Origin of the sequence: Microcoleus sp. B4-C1, assembly GCF_036705285.1 — a bacterium.
GTDB lineage: Bacteria > Cyanobacteriota > Cyanobacteriia > Cyanobacteriales > Microcoleaceae > Microcoleus.
In genome coordinates, this window is the sequence record NZ_JAUBUC010000052.1 from 22,324 (window position 1) to 44,219 (window position 21,896).

Genomic DNA, 21,896 nt, shown 5'->3' on the forward strand with positions numbered 1-21,896 from the left:
TTGCTCAAAAGTCAATAGGTTGCGCGGGATATTAATGAATCAGTCGGGAGAAAGAGGATGTTATCAGAATATTTCAATAAATTAAGAGATGTAAGAACACTAAAGACATTGAGAGGAGAAACGACAGATGGTAGCTACCTTAGAAGATACCAAGCGCCAAGCGATCGCAACTAAATTAGCAGACATGAAAGCGCTGCAAAACCTGTTGATCGCCAACGAGCAATTATTCATCAATTCCTGTAACGACTCCGAACTAGCCCAGCGCTTCCGGGATATGCTCGAAGACGATCGCAAAAACTTGGGCGTATTAGAAACTACGATCGTGCAATACGGCATTCAAGCCGAGCCCAAAGAAACCAGCACAAAAATGATTGAAGAAGTTCAGAAACTCATGCAAGGTTCTGAACTCACCATGTTTGAAAAAGTCGCTCAGCACGAACTGCTCAAACACAAACAAACAATGGCTGGCTTATTAATTCACAAAGCTGCTCAAGTAGTCGGCGCCGACATCGAAGCTGCCATTACCCCGCTCAATACAGTTAACTTTGAGAACCGCGCTCACCAAGAACAACTCAAAGGAGTTCTCGAAATTTTAGGCGTGCGCGAACTGACCGGCAAAGACCCCGACCAAGGCGTTTGGGCCCGCGTACAAGATGCAATGGCCGCCATGACCGGCATCATCGGCGGTGCAGTTACCCGCAGCAAAGATGAGATGAACATCACCGAAATCCTCACCATGGATCACCGGAAAGCCGATACCCTCTTTATGGAAATCGCAAGCACCGACGATCCGAAAAAACTGCAAGAATTCTTCGGTCAGTTGTACAAAGATTTAAGCGTCCACGCAGAAGCAGAAGAACAAATTGTTTACCCAGCAATTCGCAGCTACTACAGCAACACTCAAGAACTGTACAACGAGCAAGCAGAAATGAAGCAAATGCTCGCCAAGATTAAGTCAATGAACCCCAGTTCTTCTGATTTCAAAGCCCAAATCAAACAGCTCCAAACAGCAGTTCAGGAGCACGTTAAAGAAGAAGAAAGCGATATGTTCGCTCAAATTCGCCGCAACTTGAGCGAAGCGCAAATGGAACAAATGGCTACTCAATTCAAAGCAGCCAAAAGCACAATGCAGCAAGAAATGGCTAACCTGAAATAATTTAGCAGCGAGCTAATTGTAGCTCTAGCTGAGCTAAAAACTAGCTAAACTGCAACCTATCAATCCCGCTACCAACGTGGCGGGATTACTGTTTTATCTAATATCTAAAATCACAAATGTTCAATATACAGCGTATCGCAGGTTTATGAAGTAGATACAGTAGGGACACGGCGCCGTGCCCATTGGTGTCAACTTAAGACTAAAACCCTTGAGAAATATGGGTTTTATGCCAAGTCTAGATCCCCCTAAATCCCCCTTAAGAAGGGGAGTAGGGGTTGACTTTGACTGCACTCTTGTCCCCCCCTTCTTAAGGGGGGCTAGGGGGGATCTAGGCTTAATAGTCAAACAGCAGTCTCTGAAAGGGTTTGACGTTAAGTTGACACTAATGGGCTCTTGGAGTGTCCCTACGGGTATCTATTATTTCTAGCCGTTAATCACAGAACCGCCGTTGGGATGCAAAATTTGACCAGTCATGTAAGACGAATCTTTTGAAGCTAAAAATACGTAACTGGGGGCAACTTCATCGGGTTGACCGGCGCGTCCCAAGGCCGTGTCTGCACCAAATTTCTCCACTTTTTCTTCAGGGAAAGTTGCAGGAATTAGAGGCGTCCAAATCGGGCCGGGGGCGACTCCGTTGACGCGAATTCCTTTCTCAGCTAAACTTTGAGACAAAGAGCGAGTAAAGGCAACAATTGCTCCTTTTGTGGAGGAGTAATCTAACAATTGTTGGTTGCCTTTGTAGGCGGTGACAGAGGTAGTGTTGATAATTGCACTTCCTTCTTTGAGGTGTTTGAGAGCGGCTTTTGTGAGGTAAAACATTGAGAAAATGTTGGTGCGGAAGGTGCGCTCTAATTGTTCGGCGGTGATGTTTTCGATGCTTTCTTGGGGATGCTGTTCGGCGGCGTTGTTGACGAGGATATCGAGGCTACCAAATTCTTTAACTGTTTGTTCTACAAGGTTTTGACAGAGGCTTTCATCACCGATGTCGCCGGCGATCGCCATACAGCGTCGGCCTTGTTGTTCGATCGCCTCTTTGGTCTTTTTGGCATCATCATCTTCGTTAAGATAGCTGATGACCACGTTAGCGCCTTCCTTGGCAAATGCAAGAGCCACTGCACGCCCGATACCGCTGTCTCCACCGGTAATTAAGGCTACTTTGTCCCGCAATTTGTCGCTACCGCGATATCCCTCCGCGAAGGATTGAGGTTGCGGAGTCATTTGGGATTCAATACCGGGTTGCTGTTCTTGATGTTGAGGCGGATTAATCTTCTGTTCGGTTGGCATAAAAAATTCCTCTACGTTCTACCTTCATAGATAAAGGTTTTCTGGAGGTAGGACATCGTTCTTTTTGCCGATCGCCCTCTACGACTAAAGACAGTAATTAAAGAGATAAATAAACCCGTCAGCCGAGCCCATGATTGTGGCGGGCTGGTTTATATAAATTGTGAGTTTTCCTCAAAGATTGTCGGTAAAACGCGCCCCTACGAGCATCGGGATATATTTGTTGTAGAGGCGGGTTTCACGAAAAATATTTCCGGTAATTAAAGAAATCGATAAACCCGCCCCGCGAGCCTCTAATTATTGTCAAAACAGCAAAAAGCACGTCAAAACATCATTTGACGTGCTTTTTAAAGAAGCTAGTTGCTAATTGCTGAGTCTCGAACTAGAAACCTAACTTAAGATTAAAACAGCAAATTCGTAGGCTCAGGAGCACCGACGAACAATGATTCATCACGCTGAGCTGCTAAAAACGGTAGGATCGCAGCCTGTGCCCCCTCTTCCAACTTCTTGCCAATAATATTAGCCGCACCAGCATTCTCAAGTACGATCGAGTTGTCAAAGCTGACTTGTGGAGCGACTGAGCCACTGACGTTAGTCAGACTATCTGGAGTATCAATCACACCCGTGTCGCCAGTCAGCGGATCGATGCTCCGAATAGCTATTCCTTGTTCCGTCGGTATTGGCGCCGACACACCGATCGGCGTTACAAAAGTATTTGGCCCCGGCACAGAGAACGTAACAGGGTTAGGCCCGGTCGGAATCGGGAACTGGTTGGGAACATTCGGATCGTTGAAAACTTCCAATACCGAGTAGTTGCCCGGAGCTAAATTGGTGAACAGGGCAGTACCAGTCGCATCACTCCTTACCAGAGGCTCGGTAGCAGCATCGTAGCGGCCGTTCCGGTTCAAATCCAAAGTGAACGGGATGCCCTCCAAAGGAGGCTCACCCTGATCTTGCACGCCGTTGCGGTTGTCGTCCCGGAATTTGGGAACTATCAAGTTAAAGAACTGGCCGTTGCCCACCAAAGCACAAGTAAACGTTTGGTTGGCGCCCAGAACGATGTCCAGTGGTTGAGTAGTTTGGAAAGAATTGGAAGGCACCACTTCCCGGACTCGGTAAATACCAGGGGTCAAATTGCCAAACTCCCAGCGACCGAACTGATCGCTGACGGTACTTGCTTCTCCGGCATCGAGGGCGTCGTTACCGTTGGTGTCGAGGAAGATTGTGACTCCTGCGATCGGCGTTTCAAAGCCGTCTCGGTAGCCGTTGCCGTTCAAGTCTTGGAATTTGCACCCAGTGATGCGGCTGTTGGGGGTGTTGCCAAAGACAACGTTGGCATCTTGAGTGCTGAGGTTGAACTGCACCCGATCCGGAGTAGTTGGACTAAAACCAGCTTGCGGCACTTCCCGAACCACATAATTGCCCGGTTCCAGGTTGGTGAAAGCACCGCGCCCGTTGGCATCAGTTACTAGCGACTGTTCCCCTGTGTCGAGGGCGCCGTTGTCGTTGGCGTCAAGGTACACCGTGATGCCGGGAATGCCCACTTCCTGTAGAGTGTTGGCCGGTTCGTAACGACCATTAGCGTTCTGATCGTTGTATTTGAAGACCGTGATGTTAGGGCGCGTATTCCCGACAGCACCGCTACCTGGATTTACCAAAATCGGGGTGAAGAAGACTGCGGGTTCGGGGTTGACCGGCGGGAAGGGGGGCGGGAAGTTCGCCGCAACGATCCGCTGGCCGCCTGGAACACTATCATCTGCGACTATGAAAGGCAGTGTTCCCTGCTGCCGCGATAGGGCGCCTGGGGCTGTAACTTCTACCGGGTTCTGGGTAGTGTTAATTGGCGGCTGGTTGGGTATGAATGTTTCAAAGGTTTCCAATACCGAGTAACTGCCAGCTTTCAAATCTCTGAAGGTAGCCCTACCATCAGGGCCAGTGAACACCTGCGGTTCGCCCGCGTCTGTCCTGCCGTTCCGGTTCAAATCGAGGATGAACGGGATGCCTGAGAGGGGAACTTCGCCTCCATCTTGTATGCCGTTGGCATTGTCGTCCCGGAATTTGAAGATCGGGATTTCGTACAGGGGAGTGTTGCCTACTTGAGCGCAGGCCCAGATTTCGCCAGGGCCGAGGTTCACGTCAAGCAGGGGGGTGCTACCGGGGGGGGTGCTTTGGGGAAAATCTCTTTCTAACGGTTCAGTTCCCGGCCCGTTGGCGCGCTCTTCCCGAATCCGGTACTGCCCAGCCGGCAAATCAGTGAATCGGAACTCGCCGTTTCTATCGGTTAAGGTAGTGCGTTCCCCTGCATCTAGCTGACCGTTGTTGTTGGCATCGATATAGATTCTGACGTTTTCCATCGGGGGTTCACTCCCGTCTCGAAAGCCGTCGTTGTCTACGTCGAGGTATTTGCAGCCAATAATCTGACCGCCCTCGATGGGAGCATTGCCGAACAACACTGTGGCATTAGTTCCCGCGAGGGTGACGACGACTGGGTTGGGAGTTGTCGGGGTGAATCTGGGTGGCGAGATTTCCCTGACTGTATAGGTGCCTGGAAGCAAGCCTGGAAATACGAAGTTTCCGCTGGCGTTTGTCAGCGTCGAGGGTTCACCTGGATCGACAGTGGTGTTGTTATTGGTGTCAATAAAGATTTGGACATCGCGCAGTCCCGGTTCGCCCGGTTCTCGAATGCCGTTGCCGTTGAGGTCATTGAACTTGGTACCCTGGATACCCGCAGGAGCGTTGCCAAAATTGATGGTTGGCGGTAGCACTATTTGGGGTAATACAGGAAGTACCTGACTAGCTATTCTTTCTTCTGCCATGATTTTCTTTTCCTTCACACCTAAATCTACGTAAGCTACAGGCTACTGTATCACTTTGTCAATCAGCAGTTAGCTGCTGCTAGCGACTGACGATCGCTACTCAATCATACATACGTCTACGTTGCTCGAAGGTTCCTCATCTAACATCAGGCTTACTCCAGCTTTGTCGCACGAGATTATATCAGGTTTTGAATAGCTGTGGCAATTTGAGCGCAATATCTTCAAGATTTGCGCCCTGAGTTTTTCTGCCCGTGGACACTTGCTGTTTAGAGCTGGAACAACGTTAAGATTCACTGAACCTCGGTGAATTGAGCGACCATGCCACGAGGGCGATCGCACTTGGGGAATTGTCTGATAATTCCTAAAAACAGGTATGATACTACCTCTGAATCTTGCTCCTCATATACAAGCCAGCTTTGGGCTTCCCGGAACTCTGGCTATGCGTTGGAGGTTGCCAACAATAGGGTATCACGCGATCGCCCTTTAACCTCTTCCTAATTTTTATCTGCGGTTTGGGATGTGGGGCGATCGACTTTTGTGTCACCCTACATAACCGAGAAATCTCTCGCGCCCATCTGCACAAACGAGTGAGCGATCGCCCCATTATTTAATTCATTTTTATTGACAAAATTACCAATTTGTGCATTAGGTTCTAGACCTAAATTCTGTTGCCCAAAGTTAGGAATATTGCCTAAATTTGCAAAAAATCCATCACTCAAAAATTTACTATTTTGATAACTATCATGACCCTGGCTCAAAAGCAAGCTATCGGCCCTCATATTACCTGCAGGTTCGGGTCCGGTATAGCTGTTGGCATCCGTCAGCGGGTCGCCCTTCCAGGATTTAACCGCCCTACCCTCAGCCTCTCCCGTTACCAAATCGATGCTGCTGGCCCGAATCTCTGCCGAGACAACAACCACAGCAGGCGGAGTCGTTTGAATAAAACCGGGGGGCGGAACTTCCCTGACAACATAACTACCTACCGGAACATTGCGGAAACTGTAATTGCCCTGAAGGTCGCTTAAGGTACTCGCTTCACCCGGATCTAAACTGCTGTTGTTGTTGAGGTCGATGTAAATTTGAGTATTGGCGATCGGCGGTTCCCCAGGATCTAGGCGGCCGTTGGCGTTAAAATCGTTAAATTTCACACCGCTGATCGTGCCAGTCACCAACACGTTACCAAAGCTGAGATTAGTGGCATTTGTGCCGTTACCCACGGTAATCGGAGTCGGATTTGGCGTGGTTTGTTGAAAACCGGGCTGCGGGACTTCCCTCACGACATAGGTTCCTGGAGGCAAATTGATAAAAGAGAAATTACCTTCGGGGTTTGTTAAAGTCGAAGGTTCGCCCGGATCTAAACTGCCGTTGTTGTTGAAATCAAGGTAAATCGGCCAGTTGGCAACTCTCGGTTCCGTCGGTTCGTTGATGCCGTTAGCGTTGAGGTCGTTGAACTTGAAGCCGCTGATGCTGCCGGTAGGAAAATTGTTGCCGAAATTGACGCCGACAGCGTTGGTATTGCCGGTGATGTCGATCGGGCCTTGATTTGGCGTAGTCTGTACCCATCCTGGTTGCTGGATTTCCCTGACCAAATATCTGCCGGGAGAAACATTGGCAAAAGTGTAGTTCCCTTGCGGGTTGGTGATGGTGTTGGGTTCGCCCGGATCAAAGCTGCCGTTGCCGTTGAGGTCGAGGTAAATTTGCCAGTTGGTCAGAGGCGGGTCTGTCGCATCTCGGACGCTGTTGGCATTGAGGTCGTTGAACTTGACACCGCTGATGCTGCCGACAAAAAAGACATTGCCAAAATTGATGTTGTTGACAGTGGCGTTGGAAGTAACGTTAACCGGGCCGGGGTCAGGCGTGGTTTGAAGAAAACCCGGTTGCTGGACTTCTCTCACCAAATATGTATCTGCGGGAATATTGACAAAAGCGTAATTGCCTTCAACGTTTGTAAAGGTAAAAGGTTCGTCGCCGTCTAGCCTGTTGTTGCGGTTGAGGTCGAGGTAAATTTGCCAGTTAGCTAGCCCTTGTTCCCCAGGATCTCGGCTGCTGTTGTTGTTGATGTCGTTGAATTTTGTGCCTGCGATCGTCCCTGCGTTGAAGTTGTTGCCAAAATTGATATTGCCAGCGTTTGTGCCACTGGTAATTGTGATGGGTGCGGGATTTGGGGTAGTTTGGCGAAAGTTCGGCTGCTGGACTTCCCTAACTTGGTAAGTGCCCGGTGGCAGGTTGGCGAAGATGTAGTTGCCTTGCGGGTTTGTGAGGGTGGAAGGTTCGTTAAACTCAAGCTGGCCGTTGTTGTTGAGGTCGAGGTAGATTTGCCAGTTGGGAATGGGGACTTCTCCGGGATCTGGGAGGCCGTTGGCGTTAAAATCGTTGTATTTAGTGCCGCTGATGCTGCCGACTTGGAAGTTCCCGATGTTGACGTTGCCGATGTCTATTTGGCTGGCGGTTCTGAATTCGGACATGGTGTTGCTGGGGCCCAATGAACGCGGTTCAATGTTTTCTGTAGGGCAATCTAGCAGTTTTTTTGCCAATTGCAGCTATTTCAGGGGTTGACACTCCCCTGGCTAAAGCCGAGGGGATTCTTGATTCGCAGAATCAACTTGCCGATGCAGAATTACTTCAACATCGGTAGCGGTCAATTCTCCACAAGCGTTCGGATCTCTGATCCTAGTTCCGACGTGCCCCGTCGTACTTAATCCCCGACTTAGGATGTTTTTAGCTGCGTTCCAGTCACGATCTAATACGCATCCACACCGACAAGCGTGGGTTCGTGTTGATAGACTTTTCTTAACAATTGTTCCGCAGCTAGAGCATTCTTGACTTGTTCCGTTAGCTGGTACGGCAATCGTAATTCTTCCGAATACTTTGCCGAAATACTCCAACCAAATTCGGAACATATACCAAGATGCGTCGTTAATCGATTTTGCTAAAGAGTGATTCTTCACCATATTTTTGATCCTCAAGTCTTCGTAGGCTACACAGTCGTTAGACTGGATGACGCATCTTGCTAACTTCACGGCAAAATCTTTACGCTGTCTACTTATTTTGAGGTGGCGCTTCCCTAGAATCGCTCTAGCTTTTTTTCTGTTTTGTGAACCCTTGACTCGCTTTGAGACTCGTCTTTGGGATTTTTTCAACCTGCGTTCTCCCTTGCGGAGGAAACGCGGGTTCTCAATTGCAACCCCATTTGAGTCTGTGTAGAACTCTTTAATTCCTACGTCTAACCCGATGGCGTTACCTGTGACTTCAGTCTTTTCAGAACGGTTAACTTTAATGCAAAACTGGACATAATATCCGTCTGCCCGTCTCACCAAACGTACTCGCTTAATTTGACTACGCTGATAGAAATGTAAGTCGCGTGTTCCTTTTAATTTGAGCTTCCCGATTCCTTGCTTGTCGGTAAAAGTGATGGATTTTCGGTCGTCTGCCAAGCGCCATCCCGTAGTCTTGTACTCGACGGATCGGTTGTCTTTCTGGAATTGCGGGAATCCTTTTTTTCCTGGGACTTTCTTTTTACAGTTGTCGTAGAATCGGGAGATCGCCGACCACGCTCTTTCTGAGCTAGATTGTCGAGCCATGCTATTCAAGTCATCGCAAAACGTCCATTCCTTAGCTAAAACAGCGCTATACTTGTTCAATGCGTATTTATCGACATTTTCGTTTTCCATCCAAAACCGCAATGCTTTGTTTCGGATGAACTGCACCGTTCTAATTGCTTCGTTTACAGCGTCAAATTGCTGCTTTTTACCGTATGCTTTGAACTCGAAAACTAACATGACTTCGACCTGATCACGATAGTCTTATGCTAGCAGCATTGGCTTAACCTTACTCTGAGGGTTCACAAAGATTTACATAGCTTTACTCTACAGCGCCATCCTGAAATCTAAGAAAATAGACTGGGAGGCTAAAGCCTCCTTGCCCCTTTCATCCCCGGACTAAAGTCGCGGGGTTTTCAGGATATTATTTATAAATTTTTTTTAGGAAAGGGAAGGGGAGATGGGGAGAGGGGGAGATTGGGAGAGGGGAAGATGGGGAGAGGGGGAGATTGGGAGAGGGGGAGAGGGGGAGATTGGGAAAAATCTTCACGCTTGACTTGTTGGCTTAACATCCATCCGTTAAATTCTCCCTTGCCAATGCGTTGCCGAACTTCACGCTTGACTTATTGGCTTAACATCCATCGGTTACATCCCGTAGATTGCTCGTTGCCGAAATTCCCAATTTTTTCCAGATTTGATGTACGATCGCTACCAGTTTTGCAGAGGTCGAATTCCCAATGTCCCAAAACTTGACAGCAAGCTGGAATGACGCCCGCGAGGTTCCGAGTTTGCTCTTTGGCTGGAGTTTGTGCGGTTTATTGGCAATAGGCTCGATCGCCCCTACTCCTGCTGTCGCACAGCTACCTACCTCCGAACAAGTTAACAGCAACAGCCGGATCGCTCAAACAGGTGCGATCGTCCGCCCCACGCTCAAATTGGGCAGCCGAGGGTCGGAAGTGATCGAACTCCAAGCTGCTCTTCAATTGTTGGGCTTTTATACTGGCACTGTAGACGGGATTTTCTCACAAAGCACCGCTAGAGCTGTGTCTCAGTTCCAGGAAGCAGCAGGCTTGGCTCCCGACGCCATAGTCGGTCAAGATACTTGGAATCGGCTGTTTCCTGCGACTCCGAGCGCGATCGAAAACCCGATCGCCAACGATCCTGTAACTGGCGACAACTCAGAGATTAGCCCCGAAGCGCAGCCAACCAATTTTCCAGTTTTGAGAAGACGAATGCGGGGGGCGGCAGTCAGAGATTTGCAAGAGCGACTGCGGGCCAAGGGATTTTTGCGGGTGAGTGCTGACGGCGTTTTCGGCCCGGAAACTCAAGCTGCTGTCAAGGCGGCTCAGCGACAATACCAATTGCCAGCAGACGGCATTGTCGGTCGCGCAACTTGGGAAGCTCTGCTGCGTTGACAGCAAGGTGTACAGTCTTGGACGCAGCAAGACTCAAGAAACCGGGTTTTTTACCTATAACTCTGGATGTAACGCCGTATTTTGGTAAAAAAACCCGGTTTCTGATATCCCCAAAGTCGAGATTTTATTAGCAAACTGCACATTGTGCGACCTACTAATTTTACAAATTGTTAATAATCGATTTGGGAAGTATTTCATCACATCAAAAAGTGTCAAGTTTGGTAAACAAAGTGTTTTTATGCGCGGAGTTGGTGTTAACTTAAAAACATGAGGGGCAAAACCAAGAAGCACAAAAAACTTGGATAAAAAATTTGGAATTAGAGTATTTGTCCCGATCGGCTCTAGTCCGCAGGCAACGCCTGAACCGTGTAGCTTATTAGCAAAGAAAGGTTGATATTGCGATTCGTATTGGTTAGATAGCTTGAGGCTATTGCATGAATCAAAAGTTGCGATCGCACAGTCAAACACAGAAGTCTGAATAGACTCCGCTGATAGCTAGCTCGTCTCCAGAGTAGTTGCAAAAAAGTCCACCTTAGTTGTAGTTTGCTGAAACTCAGTAGAGCTAAAATCCCACTTGAATCAACTTAATTTACAAAGTTTTTAGGGTCTGGCATCCGATATGCTAGGCCCTAAAATTTTGTTGTTGGTTATTGGTTATTGGTTATTGGTTAACCTCCTTTAAATGCCGAACAGCTTAGCCGGAAAGGATATTCCCAATGCCCAATTCCCAATGCCCAATGCCCAATTCCCAATGCCCAATTCCCAATGCCCAATAACTATTTAATTTCTTCAATTTGAGCATTCAAACCGTTAGCGCTGAGCATTTCTAGCAATTCCTCAGCTTTTTCGCGTTCCCGAAAAGCACCGGCTTGGATCACCGGTCGTCCGCTGGAAAAAGAGCGAAAAGCACCGGGAACGAGGGATTGCATTTTTTGTCGATCGCCCCAACTGTTGGCATCCACCACAACTCGATACCGGAAACCCAAAGCTCTGGCTCGATCGAATGAGGGCGAATTATCCGCGGCATCGGGCCAAGAATTCCCCCCTAAAGGTGCAGGTACATAACCGCCCCTTCCGATAGGAATGTTGCGGCCCGGAACCGGCAATCTACCCTCGGAAGAAACCGAACTCGAACTATCAAAATTGGGAGGAATCATTGATTGCTGTACCGAAATTTCCGAAACAGATCGATAATTCGGATCGGGCACAGGAATTGCGATTGTCCCTGGGACTACCGATGAAGCACCGACATTCCTCCCAGAAAGCTCTTGGCGCAACTGGGCGCTTCGCGGTGCGGGTCGATTTTGCACCGGTCGCCGGGAAACGGGCGCAGGCGGAGGAAGTGGCGCTCTTTCAACTCTGGGGCTTAGTCGCCCAGGAGTGTAAACAGGGAGAGAAGTGTCGGGGCCACCGATGCTGGGAGGTCGATCGGCTATACGCTGCAAAGCACTTCCCCCCATTGGCGCAGGGGTAAAAGTTCCCGCCACATCAACCGATCCCGTCGTCCGGCTGCTCGACAATTGATTGCCGTAAGCTGGGATTACTTGACCTTTGGCCGCATTGTTCACATCGTACTGGCCGTTGTTGCGAATGACATTGCCCCCTGGTTCGGCTGCTGTTCCCAAATCCGGCAGAGAACTCGATATCGCCACAATTCCGTCCCGCCGATTACTCTCGATATAATTGTTACGCAGCACCGGTCTAGCATTAGCTTGCACCACTACGCCGTCCTTATTGCGAGTAATTTTGTTCCCAATCAGCAGAGGCGAAGCGTTCTGCGCTACATTTACCCCAAATCCCGTGTTTTCAAACACATTATCTCGAACTTCCGGCTGGGAACTGCCAAAAATAGTAATGCCGTTAGCTCCATTTTTCGAGAAAACATTCCCGCCAATCGTCGGCCTGGAAGTACCCACTACCGAAATTCCGTCGTGAGTGCTCCCAGAAAAAGTATTGTTGACAACTGTCGGAGAACTCGATTCGATCCACAAAGCGTAACCGCGAGAGTTGGTATTCGTCACCGTCACCCCGCTGAGTCCCGCCCCATCTGCGCCTAAAATCGCAATATTTTGACCCGCCGAAGTCGGACTGATAAAGTATCCTCCGCCTTTGATGACAATATTCTGACCGCGAGTGTTGGGATTTCCCTGAACTGTCACGCTGGGCCTGAGCATTAATGGAAATTTTTCGCCGGTTTGCTCGCTGTAAGTACCGGGCGCTAGCAAAATCGCTGTTTTGGGCGGGGCCACGCTTAAGGCGTAGGTAAGGGTTTTGAACGGAGCTCGATCGCTGCCGTTGCCTCCTGTGTCGCTGCCGCCCGTGGAGCTGACGTACAGTATGTTAATCTCGCTCTCTAGGGTCTGAGAAAGTAGCTGCACTCCGGGTATCCCGGCAGCGATAACTGACGGTTGATGGTTGCCAAGGGCGGTCATCGCAAAAACGAGCAGAAGGCAAGAACTTAAACAAGATTTTTGCGATCGCTTTTCTTTGCACCAGGTCTGTTGTAAGTAAATCAGCATAAAAAAACGCAACTTATCTGTGATCCGAGTTTCGCCTCCGGTGTTTCGTGTCGGGTTTTCGCGATCGAAATTTAAAGACGCCCGCCTGCTTGGGTTGTTCTCCCTTAATCTTTTGTGTTGTTCTGCTAACCTCACGGCTCTCCTCCCAAGTGTGGTATGCAGCTTAACGATTTCACTCTCATCAAGTTTGATCTATTATGCTTCGTTTTTCTCAAATTCAATAAAACTTAAAAATTTGTCTAAATTAAATCGGTTGAGGTAAAAATTAGGCCGATCGCTTTGCTACGATCTTGACCAAGAATTTCTTGATGGTACAAGCCCCCGTCTCCATCCGTGGAATCAATCGAAAGCATCTCAAATCTAAAATCCTCAAGCCCCCGAATTTATCCGTGGGGTCAATCCAAAATCCAAAATCTAAAATCTAAAATCGAATGACAGCGTGGGACAATGTAGCGGTTTGACTGGTAAAATTAATTATAATTAGGGTGGTTGTGAATGACCGACAAACAAAACAGAACTTTACCGGCACAGCCAGCCCTCTGCCGGATTTTAGATGCAAATTTAGATCGATCGCGCGAAGGGTTGAGAATTATTGAAGAATGGTGCAGGTTTGGTCTCAACAGCGCGGATTTAGCTGGGGAGTGCAAGCAACTGCGTCAAGAATTGGCTGCTTGGCACGTCGCAGAACTTCGCAGTGCTAGGGATACGCCCGCTGATCCGGGTACGGAGTTGACTCACCCGCAGGAAGAGCAGCGTTCGAGCATTCAGCAGCTACTGGAGGCGAATTTCTGTCGGGTGGAAGAAGCTCTGCGGGTACTCGAAGAGTATGGCAAAATTTACGATCGGAATATGGGGGCGGCTTTTAAGCAGATGCGCTATCGGGTTTATACTCTCGAAAGCGATTTGCTGGCTTACCGGCGCTACCAGCAGTTACTTCGATCGCAGTTATACCTTGTAACTTCGCCCAGAGACAATTTGATGGGAGTCGTGGAAGCTGCTTTGCAAGGGGGACTGACTTTGGTGCAGTACCGCGACAAAACCTCAGACGACGGGGTAAAGCTGGCTAACGCGCGTAAGCTTTGCGAACTTTGTCACCGCTACGATGCTTTGCTGATTGTGAACGATCGCGTGGATTTTGCGATCGCAGCGGATGCTGACGGCGTACACTTAGGACAGCAAGATTTGCCTGTGGCGGAAGCGCGCAAGTTGCTCGGCCCGGGACGGATCATCGGTTGTTCGACTACGAATGGCGAGGAAATGCAGCGAGCGGTTGATGCGGGAGCCGACTATATTGGAGTTGGGCCGGTTTACTCCACTCCTACTAAACCTGATAAACAGGCGGCGGGTTTGGATTATGTGCGGTATGCTGCTACTAAGTCACCGATTCCGTGGTTTGCGATCGGCGGAATTGATATCAACAACCTTGATGAAGTATTGAATGCCGGAGCTCAAAGGGTTGCCATAGTACGCGCGATTATGGAAGCAGAACAGCCTACTTTAGTCACGCAGTTTTTCATCTCGCAGTTGATTCGCATGCAGAATCTCAAAGCTCAAAAAGCTTTGCACGGAAAAAGCTAGGTTGATTGGGGATTTGTAGGGCGGGTTTAGCACAGGAAATCTGTGCATAAAATATAATTTTGTTACCAAACCCGCCCTGAAAACTGATATTTTACTTATGATAAATCAAATTGCGCTGCAAGTTAACGGAGAAACCCGCAATTGTGCGATCGACACACCGTTACCAGAATTACTAGAACAATTGGGATTAAACCCCCGTTTGGTGGCTGTGGAGTACAACGGGGAAATTCTGCACAAACAATTTTGGGAAACTACAAAGATGCAAGAGGGCGACATCTTAGAAGTTGTCACAATTGTCGGAGGAGGCTAGCCACAAATTAGTGACAAATTAAGCCTCTAGTCCGCCAGGGAATGAATTCCCTGGCTAATAGCGAAAGTCCTCTCAAGAGGACTAATGAGTTCTTCAGTCCTCTTCAGAGGACTTTAGCTTTGAGGCAGGGGTTTCAACCCCTGTCGGACTGTCGGACTATCGGTTCTACCTTAATTGATCAGGAATCGGCCGAACCTACGAACGAGGAATTAAACTGCTACAGCTTCAGCCACGGGTTCAGCCACAGGTGCTGCTACAACAGGATAAATGCTGACTTTCTTGCGAGTTTTGCCTTTTCTTTCAAAAGTCACCACACCGTCAATCATGGCAAACAGAGTATCATCTCTGCCGATACCAACATTATTACCAGGGTGAACTTTAGTGCCGCGTTGACGGATCAAAATGTTGCCAGCTTTGACAACTTGACCGCCGTACTTTTTGACACCCAGACGCTGAGAATTAGAGTCGCGTCCGTTACGTGTACTGCCTGTACCTTTCTTGTGGGCCATAATATCCTCAACTGTATTTACTATTTTTTATTCTGAATCAGTTTCGGCGGTTTGGGGAGTTTCAACAACTGCTTGAGTTAAGTCTCTGGCGGCCAAGACTGTACCGTTGACGCTGATGGAGTCAATCATAAAGCGAGTTGTTTCTTGACGGTGCCCTTTTTTCTTCCGAGTTTTCTTTTTCGGCTTCATCTTGTAGACGAGGACTTTGCGGCCCCGGAAATGCCGGAGAACCGTTCCTTCTACAGTGGCATTTTCTAGTAGAGGCTGGCCGATATGAACCTCGCCTTCGTGCTGGATCAGAAATACTTTGTCTATGGTGACTTTGGATTCAGCTTCAACGTGAAGCAGTTCGATGTCGTAGAAGCGGCCTGGTTCTACCCGAAATTGTTTGCCGCCGGTTTCAATGATTGCGTAAGTCATGGGATGGTTGTTGAGATTGCCGTACAGGTAGCTGATGAGTCATTGGTCATTGGTCGTTGTGGACTTTTGACTGCTGACTGCTCTCCAGCTTTTGGAATGTCTTAACCTGATCCGAGCCGGATTTAGACAGACAATCTACAATTATTGCTGACTAGGGTGTTTTTGTCAAGTTCGATCGCCCCGGAAATTTCTAATTAGGGATAAAAATAGAAGATGCTGTAACCTTTTTATCCCATTTCTCCAAAAGGGCGATCGATCTCGATTCAAGCAGTCGCAGAACATTTGCGCGATCGTAACAATTCCAAAGCTTGCTGTTTCACCCTACCCTCCATAACCTCTTTCTGCAAATTAATAAAAGCCTCAAAATCTTCTAAACCATACTTGGTCATCTGCAACTGCTGTCGCAACTGTTCTTCGGCCTCAACCGTTAAGTAACCTGTTGCCAAAGCTTTTCGGACAATTTTACTGATTAAAGTCATAGTAGATTTACCCTGAATACACCTACGTTAAAACACTGAAGTTTTGTCACCTGACTAACTCAGTTTTTAGTTTGTTTCATAATTACCCTTAAAATAGGTTAAATCTACCTTAAGGTCTATGTAAATAAAGTTATTTTTGATACATTGATGAAATCGTAGCGATTTTAAATGTAGAGTGCTATTAAATTGGTATCTTTAGTTTTTGCCAGACCACATTATTCTTCAAATACGTTAAATCTACCTTAAGGCATATTTAAACATAGCGATTTGTGACATGGGAAATTGTATGGCTTTTAAATGTAGAGTGCGCTTAAATTGGTATCTTTAGTTTTTGTCAGACAACAGCCGCCATTCTCTCACAGCAAAAGGAGGAACCAGCAATTCTGTTCCTTTTTGATTTTTCACGGGAAAATTCAACAGCAAAGGTCGATTGCTTTCCAATTGTGCAATTATTGATTTAAAATCGTATTCTCCGACATTAATTGGCAAATCCGACTCTTTCCAAATATCATTAGCCTTGCCAATTTCGCGCTTCCCCGCCGCAACTTTCAGCGGAACCGGGTGCTGTAATTCTGTTCCGGGAAATCCTACCAATCTCAGATTTAAAGACTTTACTACTCCCGATTTTACTCGCTTGTACAAAACAACTTGCCACGCTTTGTCATCAGTATCGCGGAGGCTTTGTACGGATCGGAACATTACTGTCTCAGCAGTTTCGGGATATTTGTGAATCGAAGCCAAAGCGGGCGGGCTGACAGCTAAGATTAGATACAAACACAAGCTAATAATAGTTAAAGCTTGACGCCAATAATGTATTCTCAACTTTCCATCCTCCGATAATTTCCCTTTATTTTACCATACAATAAAGCCTAAAAAAACGCCGACTTTCTATTGATAGGAATTCTGCATAATAATACAGCCTATTCGAGGTTTATGACGTACACCCCAGAAACCGGGTTTCTTTACAGTTCTCGCATCATTACTGATCCTGTTGAAGAAACCCGGTTTCTTTGTACTACAGGAAGGAACCGGGTTGATGAGACACGATTGCGTAAGTCCTAAATAATCAACCGATGTGCTATTTCCAATCGGTTTCGGCTTGGGATAGCACGTAAGCTGAAACATCGATAATTTGTTGTTCCGACAAACGATCTTTGTAAGCGGGCATAATACCTTTGCCGTTGGTTACTAAATTGGAAATGTTGGCGATGGAATCCATGCCGTATTTTTTTAATGCTTTTTGTTTCAAGTTTTTGCCGCGCCTGATAATGTTGCCGCCGTTGATGTGACAGCCTGCACAGTTGGCGCTGAAGACTTCGGCTGCGGTTGTGGTATTTGTAGTTGTATCTGCGATCGCCATTTGGGAATTAGTGGCGATGTCTACAAATCCCAGTGTCAGTATCAATAGACAGGCGGTGAAGATTTTTTTTAACTTATTTAGCGAAATCATTTATTTGCAAATTAAAAAAAAATAGTGCTGGATTTAAGGATATCACTAAATACGGATTTTGGGGTTAACTCAGCGATTTATTCTTCCCAATCGAATGTGCGGGAAACTGCTTTTTTCCAAAAGCGATATTTTTGCTCGCGAAGTGCGATCGGCATTTTCGGTTCCCAAGTACAATCCACCGCCCAATTGTCCCGCAATTCGGCTAGCTGACTCCAAAAACCCACCGCCAAACCGGCCGCATAAGCGGCACCGAGTGCAGTAGTTTCTGCTACCACAGGCCGCACCACAGGCACTCCCAAAACATCGCTCTGAAACTGCATCAGCGTGTGATTTCCCACCATACCTCCGTCTACTTTTAAAGACAAAAGCTGCACAGCAGAATCCTGATTCATAGCGTCCAAAATTTCCCGCGTTTGCCACGCTGTAGCTTCCAATGCTGCGCGGGCAATGTGTGCCTTAGTCGCGTAGCGAGTTAAACCGGCAATTACTCCCCGCGCGCTGTCTTTCCAATAGGGTGCGTAGAGTCCCGAAAATGCCGGGACAACGTAAACTCCGCCGCTATCTTCGACTGTATTTGCTAATGTTTCTACTTCCGCAGATGTGTTGATGATGCCCAAATTGTCGCGCAGCCACTGCACTAAAGCTCCGGCGATCGCAATACTGCCTTCCAAAGCATACACAGCGGGCGATTCCCCCATCTTGTAGGCGACTGTTGTTAGTAATCCTTGCTTTGAAGGGACGATCGCCTCACCGGTATTCAGCAGCATAAAACAGCCCGTACCGTAAGTATTTTTCGCCTCACCCAGACTGAAACAAGTTTGCCCCACGAGGGCGGCTTGTTGATCGCCCAAAGCAGCCGCAATTGGAACACCTGCAAGCAATCCTTTTGCAGTTCCAAAAACTTGACTCGAAGGGCGAATTTCTGGCAGCATCTGACGGGGAATTGCCATTATTTCCAAAGTTTCCGCATCCCAATCAAGGGTTTGCAAATCCATCAGCATCGTGCGGCTGGCGTTAGTAACATCGGTAATGTGCGCGCCGCCAGTCAGGTGCCAAATTAGGAAAGTATCGACATTGCCAAAAATCGCATCCCCTCGATTTGCAGCTTCCCGCAATCCTGGAATATTGTCCAGCATCCACTTAATTTTCGGCCCGCTGAAATAAGTAGCCAGCGGCAAACCGCATCGTTTTTGAAATCGGTCTTTGCCCTCAACTTCAGCTAACTTTTCGCAAATTTGGTGAGTGCGAGTATCTTGCCAAACAATCGCATTGCCGTAAGATTTGCCAGTTTTTCTGTCCCAAATAATTGTAGTCTCGCGCTGGTTGGTAATACCGAGTGCAGCAATATCTGTGGGTTCGATATTGCCGATTTCGAGGGCATTTTTAATCACGCTTTGGGTGCGCTGCCAAATTTCATCGGGATTGTGTTCCACCCATCCTGGTTGCGGATATATTTGCTTGTGTTCTTGTTGGTTGCTGCAAATTATCTGTCCCCGGCGATCGAATATGATAAATCGGGTGCTGGTAGTTCCTTGGTCGATCGCTGCTACGTATTTTTTTACCAATTGTCTAAAATATTTTTAGTAATGAGGTCTTTAACGTATATGATACTATATCTAGAAGTCAAATTAATGTCAAAAACTTTAGCTTACGGAATTCCCCAAGTTGAAACTGGCAGATTTGCTGAGGCTCGATCGCACAATTAAGGTTATTGGCTTTGACGACGCTCCGTTTTCTCGTAGAAGCGGCAGTCTGGTGTCGATCGCGGGCATAGTCTGCGGGGGAACTCGATTTGAAGGAATGGTGTGGGGACAAGTCCTCCCAGACGGATTAGATGCCACGGATGCTATTTCTGCGCTACTCATCGGAGGCAAATTTTTGCCGCAATTGCATCTGGTTTTGCTAGACGGAATTGCTTTCGGCGGCTTCAATATTATTGACCTTCCCGAGTTAGCATTACGGCTGCAAATTCCTTGCGTTGCTGTCATGCGCCGGCAACCAGATTTAGCTGCTGTTGAAAAAGCCCTTCGCCATTTACCCGACTCGGAATACCGTTTAGAATTGTTGCGCCGCGCTGGTAAAATTCACGCTTTTGAACCTTTCTTTTTTCAAGTTTGCGGCGAAAAGCCGGAAGTAATAGCGAGGGTTCTCCAGCGTTTGACAGACACTGGTAAAGTTCCTGAAGCTTTGCGTTTGGCTCATTTGATTGGTGCGGCGGTAATTAATGGAGTTAGCAGCAGTTCTGCTTGAATTATGATTAAGAACAGGCAAGATGCCTGTTCCACAAAGAGGAAATTTTATTGTGGGTGGATCGGATATCCTGTTAAGAACGGGCAAGATGCCCGTTCCACAAAGAGGAAATTTTATTGTGGGTGGATCGGATATCCTGTTAAGAACGGGCAAGATGCCCGTTCCACACAGAGTAAATTTTATTGTGGGCTGGGCATCCTGCCCGGCCATGAAAAGTTTATTGACAATGGTGCAATATCTCAGTTTCTACTCGCTTAATTACACAATTTCGCCCTCTAATTCACCGAATTCGATTTGAGTTCCCAACGCCAAAGTCAGAGTAGTTTCAGGTTCTACCATTTTTATATCGCCTTGAATGTCTGTAGCCCACCAAGCGCGATCGCACAAATTTGTCAATCCTAACGAAAGCTCGTTTCTCGATCGAGAAGTGACTATAGCTACAAGACCGTTAGATGCTGCGGCTGTTAAACTCGGTATGTCAGAGGTGAATAGTTGAGTTCCCGCACTCAGAGGAATAACTCGACTTCCTAATTTCAGGGAAAATTGACCGCTGGTAAAAGAATTTACTGCGGGCTGATCTGATATAAAGGTAGGCGGAATATTTGTCGGTGTTGGGGCTGGCAAGTCAGAGTTTCCTACTGTAATTGTACAGTTGCCGATTCTCTTTTGGTCGCCCGATCGCAAATAACTCACCGCCCCGCTATCAACATTCTCGCAAACAATTTGACCGGCTTCCAATTGAAACCGCATTGCTAGGGGCGAAACATTAGGAATGCAGATAATAGACAAATTTTCATCACTGCCAAAAGTCACTGGTTCCGCACCCAGAGTGAGAGTGCGATTTGCTCCCGTATCGTAACTAATTACTAGCCAAGCTTTGTTGAACAAAGTTTCAGCTACAACTAGCATAATTCCAATCCAAAAACCGATCGCAGCACAGCCAGCTAAACGGCCCGCCGTACCGGAGAGATTGTAAGCAAATAGAATAAACAAACAGCCGCCCAACACACCCCCAACACCGCCGCCTCCCAGGCCGCGAAGCGCCCCCAAATTAGGAATCCGCTGTGCAAGTCCCAGTCCTAACAAACTGCCAGCTATTCCCCAGCAAATTACTCGCAATAATTCGTTGTTTCCGTCGCCAATTCCGCTATAAATACCTTCGGCGATCGCCCCAGAAATGGCTCCTGCAATTAAACCAAACAATCCGCCATTTTTTAAAGCCTGTTTAATTTGAGGCTTGCCTTTGATATAGTAATAATAGCCGAACATGATAGCCGTAGCAATACCACCGCCTACCAATCCAAACCACCGAGCTGTGGACAATACACTGTCAAAAACAGATTCTGAACCAGTGAGCCCCTGCATGAAAGGTTCGGTGATGAGATTGCCGACGAAACCGCCGACAGCACCGCTAATGCCAAACTGTAAAGCTTTTTTAAGGGCTGATAGATTTCTTTTCACGGCGCACCAGATTTAAAGTGAGAGTCCAATCTAGCTACAAGCTCGAAAGTCATGATTTCCGATGCTCTTATATCTTGCACTATTATCGAGAACAGGCTTTCCGGCCTGTTCCACAAACACAAAGAGTGAGTGTTCTTGTGGGTAGTAGGGGTTGGGCCCCAGAGCCCGCCCGTCCAAAACTTATTGAGAATGCTGCAAGATGTGAGACGATCGCACATCTCCCCCCTCACTGGTGTCAACTTAAGGTAAAACCGATAGTCCGTCAGGGGTGGAAACAAGAGCCTCAAAGCCAAAGTCCTCGCGAAGCGAGGACTAATGAGTTCTTCAGTCCTCTTTTAGAGGACTTTCGCTATGAGACAGGGAATTCATTCCCTGGCGGAGTGCCGGGTGAGCGGGAGGACTGGCGGACTAAAAGCCTAAGTTGACACCAATGCTCCCCGCCTGTCTCCCCCCTGTCTCCCTCTCAGGGAAAAGTCTTTGAGGGTTGCGCGATCGCCCGTCACAATTCCCGCTCAAGGCTCGATCGCCTGTAACCCTTGCTGCCAGATAATTTTAGCAATTTTTTAACTATGAAATTTTAACAATGAAGACCCAAGCGAGGGCCCAAATATGAAAAGGAATGTTACAAACTATTACAGTAACACTCAGAATGTGAACATAATGCCTCAAAATACTTGCGAGAGGTAGTTGTGTCAGAGAAGCAATATCCTTAC

18 protein-coding genes are annotated in these 21,896 nt (G+C 47.6%); 6 read left to right on the forward strand and 12 right to left on the reverse strand.

Annotation, left to right across the window (positions count from 1 at the left end; all coding sequences use genetic code 11):
• The first annotated feature begins 127 nt into the window (after positions 1-127).
• Positions 128-1,156 carry a hemerythrin domain-containing protein gene (locus QUB26_RS20040; protein ID WP_333319367.1) on the forward strand — a complete coding sequence of 343 codons (1,029 nt, stop codon included), beginning with the start codon at positions 128-130 and terminating at the stop codon, positions 1,154-1,156.
• 423 nt (positions 1,157-1,579) lie between these two features.
• Here the strand turns inward: QUB26_RS20040 and QUB26_RS20045 are convergent, their stop codons facing one another.
• From QUB26_RS20045 to QUB26_RS20060, 4 genes are all read right to left on the reverse strand, one after another.
• Entirely contained in the window at positions 1,580-2,440 is an 861-nt protein-coding gene (locus QUB26_RS20045) for an SDR family oxidoreductase (RefSeq protein WP_333244827.1), read from the reverse strand.
• A 398-nt stretch (positions 2,441-2,838) separates the two neighbouring features.
• Entirely contained in the window at positions 2,839-5,253 is a 2,415-nt protein-coding gene (locus QUB26_RS20050; RefSeq protein WP_333319369.1) for an SdrD B-like domain-containing protein, read from the reverse strand.
• Positions 5,254-5,798: 545 nt separating this feature from the next.
• Positions 5,799-7,718: an SdrD B-like domain-containing protein gene (locus QUB26_RS20055; RefSeq protein ID WP_333319371.1), complete on the reverse strand. Its 1,920-nt coding sequence runs from the start codon at positions 7,716-7,718 to the stop codon at positions 5,799-5,801.
• A gap of 102 nt (positions 7,719-7,820) precedes the next feature.
• Positions 7,821-9,032: a transposase gene (locus QUB26_RS20060; RefSeq protein ID WP_333319373.1), complete on the reverse strand. Its 1,212-nt coding sequence runs from the start codon at positions 9,030-9,032 to the stop codon at positions 7,821-7,823.
• Between the two features lie 497 nt (positions 9,033-9,529).
• Between QUB26_RS20060 and QUB26_RS20065 the strand changes: the two genes are divergently transcribed.
• Positions 9,530-10,207 (forward strand): peptidoglycan-binding protein, encoded by a 678-nt coding sequence (locus QUB26_RS20065; protein ID WP_333292766.1) that lies wholly within the window; start codon positions 9,530-9,532, stop codon positions 10,205-10,207.
• 776 nt (positions 10,208-10,983) lie between these two features.
• Here the strand turns inward: QUB26_RS20065 and QUB26_RS20070 are convergent.
• Positions 10,984-12,861: a DUF1565 domain-containing protein gene (locus QUB26_RS20070; RefSeq protein ID WP_333319375.1), complete on the reverse strand. Its 1,878-nt coding sequence runs from the start codon at positions 12,859-12,861 to the stop codon at positions 10,984-10,986.
• 360 nt (positions 12,862-13,221) lie between these two features.
• Here QUB26_RS20070 and QUB26_RS20075 point away from each other — a divergent pair, with 360 nt between their 5' ends.
• Together QUB26_RS20075 and thiS are read left to right on the forward strand one after the other, a co-directional pair.
• Positions 13,222-14,304 (forward strand): thiamine phosphate synthase, encoded by a 1,083-nt coding sequence (locus QUB26_RS20075; protein WP_333292770.1) that lies wholly within the window; start codon positions 13,222-13,224, stop codon positions 14,302-14,304.
• A 97-nt stretch (positions 14,305-14,401) separates the two neighbouring features.
• Positions 14,402-14,614, forward strand: a complete 213-nt coding sequence (thiS, locus tag QUB26_RS20080) for a sulfur carrier protein ThiS (RefSeq protein ID WP_333292772.1) — start codon at positions 14,402-14,404, stop codon at positions 14,612-14,614.
• Positions 14,615-14,823: 209 nt separating this feature from the next.
• Here the strand turns inward: thiS and rpmA are convergent, their stop codons facing one another.
• The 6 genes from rpmA to glpK all read right to left on the reverse strand — a co-directional run bounded on the left by rpmA (position 14,824) and on the right by glpK (position 19,037).
• Entirely contained in the window at positions 14,824-15,123 is a 300-nt protein-coding gene (rpmA, locus tag QUB26_RS20085; protein WP_190738131.1) for a 50S ribosomal protein L27, read from the reverse strand.
• Positions 15,124-15,150: 27 nt separating this feature from the next.
• Complete coding sequence (rplU, locus tag QUB26_RS20090) at positions 15,151-15,543, reverse strand: 50S ribosomal protein L21 (protein ID WP_333036112.1); 393 nt, start codon at positions 15,541-15,543, stop codon at positions 15,151-15,153.
• 263 nt (positions 15,544-15,806) lie between these two features.
• On the reverse strand, positions 15,807-16,022 hold the full coding sequence (locus QUB26_RS20095; RefSeq protein WP_015176895.1) for a hypothetical protein: 216 nt from the start codon (positions 16,020-16,022) through the stop codon (positions 15,807-15,809).
• Between the two features lie 324 nt (positions 16,023-16,346).
• Positions 16,347-16,844, reverse strand: coding sequence for a DUF3122 domain-containing protein (locus tag QUB26_RS20100; protein ID WP_333244839.1), 498 nt, complete (start codon positions 16,842-16,844; stop codon positions 16,347-16,349).
• Between the two features lie 256 nt (positions 16,845-17,100).
• Complete coding sequence (locus tag QUB26_RS20105; RefSeq protein ID WP_333244842.1) at positions 17,101-17,472, reverse strand: c-type cytochrome; 372 nt, start codon at positions 17,470-17,472, stop codon at positions 17,101-17,103.
• Positions 17,473-17,549: 77 nt separating this feature from the next.
• On the reverse strand, positions 17,550-19,037 hold the full coding sequence (glpK, locus tag QUB26_RS20110; RefSeq protein ID WP_333319377.1) for a glycerol kinase GlpK: 1,488 nt from the start codon (positions 19,035-19,037) through the stop codon (positions 17,550-17,552).
• 100 nt (positions 19,038-19,137) lie between these two features.
• On the opposite strand from glpK, the gene QUB26_RS20115 reads away from it, so the two are divergent.
• Both QUB26_RS20115 and QUB26_RS20120 read left to right on the forward strand, forming a co-directional pair.
• Positions 19,138-19,722, forward strand: coding sequence for an endonuclease dU (locus QUB26_RS20115; RefSeq protein WP_333319379.1), 585 nt, complete (start codon positions 19,138-19,140; stop codon positions 19,720-19,722).
• 22 nt (positions 19,723-19,744) lie between these two features.
• Positions 19,745-20,020, forward strand: a complete 276-nt coding sequence (locus tag QUB26_RS20120; RefSeq protein WP_333319381.1) for a hypothetical protein — start codon at positions 19,745-19,747, stop codon at positions 20,018-20,020.
• On the opposite strand, the gene QUB26_RS20125 is transcribed toward QUB26_RS20120, so the two are convergent.
• Positions 19,981-21,183, reverse strand: a complete 1,203-nt coding sequence (locus QUB26_RS20125; RefSeq protein WP_333244852.1) for a hypothetical protein — start codon at positions 21,181-21,183, stop codon at positions 19,981-19,983. The two genes, QUB26_RS20120 and QUB26_RS20125, sit on opposite strands and share 40 nt — an antisense overlap.
• Between the last annotated feature and the right edge of the window lie 713 nt (positions 21,184-21,896).

Excerpts from the sequence above, each read along its gene's own strand:
- QUB26_RS20040 (WP_333319367.1), top strand. The coding sequence starts at position 128 with ATGGTAGCTACCTTAGAAGATACCAAGCGCCAAGCGATCGCAACTAAA.
- QUB26_RS20045 (WP_333244827.1), bottom strand. The coding sequence starts at position 2,440 with ATGCCAACCGAACAGAAGATTAATCCGCCTCAACATCAAGAACAGCAA.
- QUB26_RS20050 (WP_333319369.1), bottom strand. The coding sequence starts at position 5,253 with ATGGCAGAAGAAAGAATAGCTAGTCAGGTACTTCCTGTATTACCCCAA.
- QUB26_RS20055 (WP_333319371.1), bottom strand. The coding sequence starts at position 7,718 with ATGTCCGAATTCAGAACCGCCAGCCAAATAGACATCGGCAACGTCAAC.
- QUB26_RS20060 (WP_333319373.1), bottom strand. The coding sequence starts at position 9,032 with ATGTTAGTTTTCGAGTTCAAAGCATACGGTAAAAAGCAGCAATTTGAC.
- QUB26_RS20065 (WP_333292766.1), top strand. The coding sequence starts at position 9,530 with ATGTCCCAAAACTTGACAGCAAGCTGGAATGACGCCCGCGAGGTTCCG.
- QUB26_RS20075 (WP_333292770.1), top strand. The coding sequence starts at position 13,222 with ATGACCGACAAACAAAACAGAACTTTACCGGCACAGCCAGCCCTCTGC.
- thiS (WP_333292772.1), top strand. The coding sequence starts at position 14,402 with ATGATAAATCAAATTGCGCTGCAAGTTAACGGAGAAACCCGCAATTGT.
- rpmA (WP_190738131.1), bottom strand. The coding sequence starts at position 15,123 with ATGGCCCACAAGAAAGGTACAGGCAGTACACGTAACGGACGCGACTCT.
- rplU (WP_333036112.1), bottom strand. The coding sequence starts at position 15,543 with ATGACTTACGCAATCATTGAAACCGGCGGCAAACAATTTCGGGTAGAA.
- QUB26_RS20095 (WP_015176895.1), bottom strand. The coding sequence starts at position 16,022 with ATGACTTTAATCAGTAAAATTGTCCGAAAAGCTTTGGCAACAGGTTAC.
- QUB26_RS20105 (WP_333244842.1), bottom strand. The coding sequence starts at position 17,472 with ATGATTTCGCTAAATAAGTTAAAAAAAATCTTCACCGCCTGTCTATTG.
- QUB26_RS20120 (WP_333319381.1), top strand. The coding sequence starts at position 19,745 with ATGCCTGTTCCACAAAGAGGAAATTTTATTGTGGGTGGATCGGATATC.